General features: G+C 40.7%; 7 protein-coding genes and 1 pseudogene. 7 read left to right on the top strand and 1 reads right to left on the bottom strand.

Translation table 11 applies throughout. The features are described 5' to 3' along the window. From WDB87_RS09900 to WDB87_RS09870, 7 genes and pseudogenes are all read left to right on the top strand, one after another. Positions 1–219, top strand: a pseudogene (locus WDB87_RS09900) (3-deoxy-8-phosphooctulonate synthase); the annotation flags it as partial. A 129-nt stretch (positions 220–348) separates the two neighbouring features. Continuing rightward, positions 349–1,245, top strand: coding sequence for a transcriptional regulator GcvA (locus WDB87_RS09895; protein WP_004588843.1), 897 nt, complete (start codon positions 349–351; stop codon positions 1,243–1,245). 2 nt (positions 1,246–1,247) lie between these two features. After that, positions 1,248–1,883 (top strand): alpha/beta family hydrolase, encoded by a 636-nt coding sequence (locus tag WDB87_RS09890; RefSeq protein ID WP_337849780.1) that lies wholly within the window; start codon positions 1,248–1,250, stop codon positions 1,881–1,883. Next, on the top strand, positions 1,880–2,248 hold the full coding sequence (locus tag WDB87_RS09885; RefSeq protein ID WP_337849779.1) for a DUF423 domain-containing protein: 369 nt from the start codon (positions 1,880–1,882) through the stop codon (positions 2,246–2,248). The genes WDB87_RS09890 and WDB87_RS09885 overlap by 4 nt, the downstream gene beginning before the upstream one ends. A gap of 17 nt (positions 2,249–2,265) precedes the next feature. Continuing rightward, positions 2,266–3,351 (top strand): 23S rRNA (cytidine(2498)-2'-O)-methyltransferase RlmM, encoded by a 1,086-nt coding sequence (gene rlmM / locus WDB87_RS09880; protein WP_055016479.1) that lies wholly within the window; start codon positions 2,266–2,268, stop codon positions 3,349–3,351. A 17-nt stretch (positions 3,352–3,368) separates the two neighbouring features. Continuing rightward, complete coding sequence (locus WDB87_RS09875; RefSeq protein WP_337849778.1) at positions 3,369–6,686, top strand: PKD domain-containing protein; 3,318 nt, start codon at positions 3,369–3,371, stop codon at positions 6,684–6,686. After that, a complete protein-coding gene (locus WDB87_RS09870) occupies positions 6,683–7,219 on the top strand; it encodes a hypothetical protein (RefSeq protein WP_337849777.1) in 537 nt (178 codons plus the stop codon). The genes WDB87_RS09875 and WDB87_RS09870 overlap by 4 nt, the downstream gene beginning before the upstream one ends. Before the next feature lie 49 nt (positions 7,220–7,268). Here WDB87_RS09870 and cysZ read toward each other — a convergent pair whose 3' ends face one another. After that, positions 7,269–7,982, bottom strand: coding sequence for a sulfate transporter CysZ (cysZ, locus tag WDB87_RS09865; protein ID WP_443197907.1), 714 nt, complete (start codon positions 7,980–7,982; stop codon positions 7,269–7,271). Between the last annotated feature and the right edge of the window lie 375 nt (positions 7,983–8,357).

The following is an 8,357-nucleotide window of genomic DNA, read 5'->3' as shown; positions in this document are numbered from 1 at the left end:
GGACGCCGTGCACAAGCTGCCGAGCTTGCTCGCAGCGGCATGGCACTGGGTATTGCGGGCTTATTTATTGAAGCTCACCCTAACCCTAATGAAGCAAAGTGTGATGGTCCATGTGCTTTGGCACTTAGCAAGCTTGAAGGGTATTTATCGCAAATGAAAGCGGTAGATGATTTAGTTAAAAGCTTTGCACCACTTGATACAAGCGCAAGCGACTTATAATTTAACACCTACTCAGGTAATAGTTTAAAAAGCGACTTAGGTCGCTTTTTTTATTCCATTAATATACACGCACAACGATGCTGTATATAATCTTATGCATAAGAAAAACTAATTCTAAGCTTGGTTACTATGTCAAGACGAGTCCCCCCATTAAACGCACTTAAAGCTTTTGAAGCCGCGGCACGCCATTTAAGCTTTACTAAAGCAGCAGAAGAGCTGTATGTAACGCAAGCGGCAGTGAGCCATCAAATTAAAACCCTTGAAGAGCACTTAGGCTTAAAATTGTTTTTACGTAAAAACCGCTCGTTATTATTAACCGAAGAAGGCCAAGGCTACTTTTTAGATATTAAAGAGATTTTTACCCAGCTGATAGATGCCACCGAAAAGCTACTTGCTCGTGGTGCAAAAGGCTCGCTTACCGTAAGTTTAACCCCGAGTTTTGCAATACAGTGGTTAGTACCTCGATTAAGCTTATTTAACGAGCTCCACCCCGAAATAGATGTGCGTATAAAAGCGCAAGACCAAGACGAAAACTCGTTAACCGATGATGTAGATATTGCTATTTACTACGGCCGAGGGCATTGGAGTGGGGTACAAACTTATAAACTACACACCGAGTATTTGGTGCCGTTATGTAGCCCATTGTTATTAAGCGGACATAAACCGCTTAATCAACCGAGTGACTTAGCCCAGCACACCTTATTGCACGATACCACACGCCGCAACTGGAAAACGTGGATGAAAACGGCGGGTGTACGCAATGTACAAGTGAATCAAGGCCCTATATTTAGCCACTCATCAATGGTGCTACAGGCCGCGGTGCACGGCCAAGGGGTAGCAATAGGCAATAGTGTGCTTGCCAAACCCGATATTGACGCGGGCCGTTTAGTGATCCCATTTAGCCACAGTTTAGAGAGTAAAAACGCGTATTACTTAGTGATTAGAGAGTCGCAAACAGAGCTTGGTAAAATAGTCTCGTTTAAAGATTGGATGCTGAGCTTAGTAGAGCAAGAACAAGAGTATTAATAATGATTGAATGGTTTAAAAGCGCAACACAACCGGCTATTGCACAGTTTATATTTGCACATGGTGCGGGTGCAGGGGCGGATTCTGATTTTATGCAGCAGATGGCTAAACTCATTAGTGCGCAGGGTATTGATGTAGGTTTGTTTGATTTTGAATACATGCAAATTGCTAAACAAACACAAAAACGTAGGCCGCCAGAGCGAGCCCCTAAACTGTTAGCTTATTACGAGCAAGTACTAACACATGCGCAGCCTAATTTACCGCTATTCATTGGTGGTAAGTCGATGGGCGGGCGTATGGCATCTATGCTTGCCTGTACCTCTACTCAACCGATTGCAGGTGTATTAGCGTTTGGTTATCCGTTTCACCCGCCCGGTAAACCTGAAAAGCTGCGCACCGAGCATTTTGCAGATATACCTTGCCCGTTTTTAGTATTACAAGGCGAGCGAGATACCTTTGGTACCCGTGAAGAGCTTAAAACGCTTTCTATGCCAAAACAGCCAACTTATGTGTGGCTTAGCGATGGTGATCATTCACTCAAACCGCGTAAAAAAAGTGGAGTGAGCGAGCTTGAAAACCGTGAAACTGCAGCGCGTGAAGCCTATAAATTTATAGCTAATAGAGTGGAGCAATTATGATTAAACTATTTTTACTCACGGGCAGCTTTTTTTGCATGTTGTCGGTTATGTTAGGGGCGTTTGCCGCGCATGGTTTAAAAAGCCGTTTAACTGAGTATTCACTCGGGGTATTTAAAACCGCAGCTGAGTATCAAATGGTGCACGGCTTAGCACTTATAGCCGTAGCAATTTTAATTAAGTGGGGTATTAATTTAACCATAGCGGGTGGCTTTTTTATTGCCGGTACACTGCTTTTTAGTGGCAGTTTATATTTATTAGCCCTCAGCGGCATGAAGTGGTTAGGGCCAATAACCCCGTTAGGTGGGTTATGTTTTATAATTGGTTGGGTTGTTATTTTAGTGCAAGTTGCACGATTTAAGTTTTAAAGAGTTTAAGGGTTAATATGTCTAGTGTTGTGATTTATTGTCGTAGTGGTTTTGAAAACGATGCGGCTGCTGAAATAACGTTTCATGCTGCTGAGCAAGGTTTTGCCGGCTATGTAAAAGCCAAACCAAATACCGGCTACGTGATTTATGAATGTTTTGAAGCGCAACACAGCGACGAAATAATTAAAAAGGTCGACTTTAAAAATATGGTATTTGCGCGCCAGTGGTTTGCTGGCACGTTAATCGAAAATATGCCGGTAGAAGATAGGGTCACTGCATTAAAAGAAGCCGCAAAGGAGTTTCCTTTGTGTAGTGAATTGCGCGTAGAAACTCCCGATACTAACGAAGGCAAAGAGCTGCTGACCTTTTGTAAAAAAATATCAACGCCGTTAAAAAAAGCACTCGAAAAACAAAACACGGTATTACGTGAGCCAAAGGCAAACCGCCCGGTAATGCATGTACTCTTTTTAGCAAACAATGCCGCGTATGTAGGGTATTCGTATAGCTATAATAATTCGCCGTTTTTTATGGGCATTTTACGTTTACGCATGCCAAGTGACGGACCGAGCCGCTCAACGTTAAAACTTGACGAAGCCTTTAATGTTTTTATCCCTGAAAAAGAGCGAGAAGAGCGAGTACAACCAGGCATGCGAGGGGTTGATTTAGGTGCTTGCCCAGGCGGTTGGACCTATCAATTAGTACGCAGAGGCATGTTTGTGAGCGCAATAGATAATGGCCCGATGAATGATAGTTTGATGGAAACAGGCCAAGTTAAACACTTTAGAGCCGACGGTTTTAAATATCGCCCAGAAAAAAGAAATATTAACTGGTTAGTGTGCGATATGGTGGAAAAACCAACCAAAGTGACTAATCTAATGATTGACTGGGCAGTAAACGCATACGCCAAAGAGCTTATATTTAATTTAAAGCTGCCTATGAAAAAACGCTTTGATAGTGTTTATGAATGCCTAACGATGATCAAAGAAGAGCTTACTAAGTACGGTATAACCTATGAGTTGCAAGCTAAGCATTTGTATCATGATCGTGAGGAAATTACCGTTCATTTAAATGTTGTTAAGGTGCCCCAAAATTTGTATAGCTAAATCATAGAGGCATAAAAGTGGTATTAAATAATGTTTATAAATGGCTAGGATTACTTTTTTTATCACTTTTAATAGCCGGTTGCGGCGGTGGTGGCAGCGATAGTGACGCCACCGATAGTGGCTCAACTGGCAACATCGCCCCTACTGTAAGTGTTAATGTAAGCAGCAGCGTTATTGTTGCTAACCAAACCTTTACTATTACGGCTCAGGCAAGCGATAGCGACGGGCAGGTTTCTAGTTACCAGTGGCAGCAGCTATCGGGGCCTGACTTTACCTTTACAGCTAATGGCAACATACTCACAGTAACGGCCCCGAGTGTAGAAAGCGACACTGATTTTAGCTTTTCGGTGCTAGTAACCGATAATGACGGTGCCACTACAGAGCAAGTGTTCTCTGGGACTATCACGGTTCAAAATACCCCTCCTACGGTAAACATTACAGGACCAAGCAGCGCATTGGCTAATACCCAAGTTAGTTTAATTGCTAATGCACAAGACATAGATGGCACAATTAGCAGCATAGTGTGGGTGCAATCTGCTGGCTCCACCATTGAATTTAGCCAAACAGAAGGTGAATTAAACTTTACCGCCCCAAATGTAAGTGAAAATGAAACGCTTGGTTTTAGTGTTACTGTAACCGACAATGCCGGGGGCACTGCTCAAAGCAGCGCAACAGTACTTATTACGCAATTAAATAACGCTCCTAGTGTTACCTTAGCTGGGCCTGACGAGGCAATGCAAAATGAGTCAGTGACAATAACAGCCACAGCGCAAGACAGTGATGGCACCATTAGCGAACTTACTTGGCAGCAAACTAACGGTCCCGTGGTCGAATTCACGCAAACCGATTCAAGCATTACCTTTATGGCTCCAACGGTTGCTCAGAACACCAACATTACCTTTTTAGCCACAGTTAGAGATAACGACGATGCAACCAATAGTGCACAAAAAATGGTAATTGTGGTGCCGCCTAACAACCCGCCAGTAGCAGATGATGTATCAATCGAGGTGCAATATAACTTAAGCACCGAATTTAATTTGATAGTAAGTGATGCCGACGGCGATACGGTACAAATTACGTTTCCTGATGATTTAGACGGGGCGCAGGTGAGTGTTATTGATGCTCAAGCGCTGCGTTTTAGCTACACACCGCCTGTAAATAGTATTTCTGCAAAAAACTATACCCTGATAGCCAGTGACGGTGAAGACAGCACTAATTTTTTACTTAATACGACAATTGTTGATACCAGCGCAGCAACGGTCACGGAAATAACGCCTAATGGAATAGGTGAACCGGTATTGGTTGACACTCCCATTAGCATTACGTTTTCTGATGTGATGCTGAGCAGTTCGTTAACAGTAAATAGTACTGCGGGGAGCTGTGAAGGCAGTGTTCAGGTATCAAGTGATGATTTTGCAAGCTGTGTAGCACTGACTATAGCAAGTCTATCTGGTGCACCTGATGAGACGAATGACTATTTTAAAAACGTTAACTTAAGCGCTGAATTTTTAGAAAACACGCTTTACAAAGTGCGTGTAAATGACCAATTAGTTAACTTTTTTGGTACTGCTGCGACAGCAGGCCAAGTGAGTGAATTTACCACCTCAACTCAAGATTTAAAAATAACTGAACTCATATCGGTGCAATTTACTAATGATACGCCCTGGGTAGAGATTTATAATGGCACAGGAGAGGCTGTTAATTTACAAAACTATTCATTAAAAACGCGCGCAATTAATATGCTTGATAGCTCAGTGAGCGCCGAGCAAGTATTTACATTACCCAACAAAGTAATAGAAAACGGTAGTTATATTTTACTGCAAAGTCGCTTTGGCGATGAGTTTTTAGCAAGTGCGGCACTTAATAATCCTAAAATTGTGCTGGTGGGTAACCAAAACGACACGCTGCGTCCTTATTGGTATATAAATGGCTTTGCTGAATTATTAAACAGTGCCGCCACACAAACTATCGACTTTGTTAAGTTTGGTAACTCTACCCAGCAACCGGTGAGTGCCACGCAATGGCAGGGCGATAATGCGCCGCAAATGCAGGCCGAGCAAGGGTCAAGCTTAAAACGTGCGCTTAATGCAACAGATACTAATCAAGCAAGCGATTGGGCTTACTCGGTTTTTAATACGCCAGCAGGGCAAAACGATGTTAGCTGTGATACAGATACTGATTTAGATGGGATCCCCGATTGTACCGAGCAAGAAGGTACAACGTTTGGCGGGCTGCCTTTATATGAGTGGGGTGCGCGAGAAAATCAAAAAGATATATTTGTCGAAATTGATTATATGGACAGTAGCGATGCAGGCATTACACCACAGCGTACAGCCTTAGAAAAAGTAGTGAGCGTATTTGCAAGTAACGGTTACACGGTGCATTTTGATGTAGGCGATTTATTTGACCAAAGTACCGGTATTTCGACCGCTAACTTTGATTTAGGAGGCGGTACAACGGTACCGTTTAACAGCTATACGCCCTTTGAATATGACCAAGGTACCGCTAATTTATTTGCTTATAAAATGGAGTATGCCGATACAACGCGCCGCCCAATTTTTCATTATTTATTAATGGCAAATAGTGGTAACGAAGATGGCAGTATTAGCGGTTCGGGTATTGCTGAAATTAATGGTAATGACCTAATGTTGACTATGGGTGGATGGGGATTATCGGTTGATGATCAAACATCACAAAATGTGACGAACAATTACCAAGCATCTACTATTTTTCATGAGTTGGGGCATAATTTAGGGCTTTATCATGGTGGTGATGAAGAAGTGAACTTTAAGCCAAACCATTTAAGCTCAATGAATTACTTATATCAATTAACGGGGCTTGCAAGTATAGGTAATAATGAAGGCGATCGTTATTACGATCGGTTTTATACCAATAACATTAATTGTGACCTTGTGCCAAATACCAATAATCAAACGGGGTCAACGGATGATTTTATCATTGATTATTCAAATGGTAGTGCTGCAGATATAAATGAAAGTGCTATTGACGAAAGCGCAGGGTTAAACAGAGCAGGCTCTGAGGCGGTTGATTATAATTGCAATGCAATATTAGGCGATACATTAACAAACTTTGATGCAAACCAAGATTCACAAATTACTATACTCACAGATGTTGACGAGTGGGGCATGATCAACCTGCAGTTTTACTCACAAAGTGCAGGTAATCGATTTGGTGTTGCAAATACAATGAGCCATAAGGTGTATCAACAGCAGCGCATTCAAGCTGTTTCTACTTCATTGCCTAGCTATATAAAGGAAGCTGCACCAAGCAAGGCTATAATTAACCAAATTAAAGCAATTAAAGAGCGCAAATGAGCTATAGATTTATAAAAGTTGCGCTTTTACAAGGTATTGTTATTTGTTTATTAGTTGCATGTAGTTTAAGCGATAAGAAAGCAAATGCTAACAATGGTAGTGAATGGTTACTAACTGATGCGCTTTATTATAGTAATAAGCCAGTAAATTGGCAGCAAACGCGTGTTAACGGGTGCAGTACATGCTTTATTAAAAACGACTCTGTGCTACAGCCCGAGGGCATAACGCGTTTTAATACGCTTTATAAAGACGGGCAGTGGATAGCAGTACAAGAGCAAAGCAGTTTAAATGTTATAAGGTTAAAACTGCCTTTGCACACACCGTATTTATATGTTGAGCAATTAGGTAACGGTGAACTGAGGTTGTTTGATCAGCAACACTCATATAAAACTAAAATAGGCGAAGTTATTAACATTACTTTTAAAAAGCAGTTATTCTCGGTACTGATCACAGAGTTTATTTTACAAGATGAAAAAAGTGCAGCACTGCCACGCCGCGCTAAATTAAATTACACTGCACTTAAGCTGAGATAGGTAAAATAAAAGCACTAAAAGGTGCTTTTATTATTTGTTATACGTTTACTTAGCCCACACGGTATTTGGGACGGTAATTATCTACCCATAATCGAGTAGCGCCACACACGGCAACAGGCATAACAATTAGGTTAATAAATGGAATTGCTGTGAGCAGCATAACTGCAAAACCAAACCCGTAAGACAAACCTTGCTTTGATTTTAAATCGTCTTTCATTTGTTTAAAGCCAATTTTATGGTTATCGAAGGCAAAATCTTTGTATTGCACCGCGTACATCCAACATGTAAATAAAATCCACAAAATTTGGCCAACAACGGGTAAAACCCATAACAATATAAAAAAACCTACAGCGCGGGGCAAGTAATAGCAAAGCTTTGTCCACTCTCTGCCAACCATACGGGGTATATCTTTGATTAAATCAGCAAAGCCATCGTCATTTATTTTTTGGCCCGTTAAATAAAGCTCAACTTTTTCACTGAGTAAGCCATTAAAGGGGGCTGCAATAAAGTTGGTTATTACCGTAAATAGCATGCTGTAACTAAATAGCACAATAAGTACGGCAATGGGCCACAATAACCATTCAAGCCAGCTTAGCCACTCAGGTAACATGTTGTTTATATAGTTAAAACTGTCGCTTAACCAACCAAATAAAAAAAACAATGAACTACCAAACAATAAAATATTAAGCAAAAGCGGAATAAGCACAAAGCGCTTAAGGCCTTTTTGGCTAATTAATTTAAAGCCTGAAAAAAAATATTCCATACCTTGTATGATCTGCACAGTAACCTCAAAAAAGATTCATATCTGCATGCAGTATAATTAGGCTGATAATTTTGAACAGCCTTTTTAAGTAACAAAGTGTTAAACTGGCAAAATTTTAAAGGATTGAGAGTATGTTAGCTGGAATGATTTTGTTAAAAATGTTTGTTTTTTGTTGCAAAAAAATGTGTGTTTAACGCATACTAAAGTTGTTTTTATCTATTTATTAAAAAATAATTTCTTTAATCTTAATAATAAAACACGCGCTGTAAGTTTTTTAACTATACTCACTTTAAATATACAAACTAAGAGCAGGAATTTGTTTATGCACTGCCTTTTTTAAAGTGCTTAGCAGCATAAGAGTACCTAAATGCATGG

The organism is Pseudoalteromonas sp. C12FD-1, assembly GCF_037414265.1.
Taxonomy (GTDB): domain Bacteria; phylum Pseudomonadota; class Gammaproteobacteria; order Enterobacterales; family Alteromonadaceae; genus Pseudoalteromonas.
The sequence above is the reverse complement of the archived record's forward strand: the minus strand, read 5'-3'. Positions and strand labels throughout refer to the sequence as shown.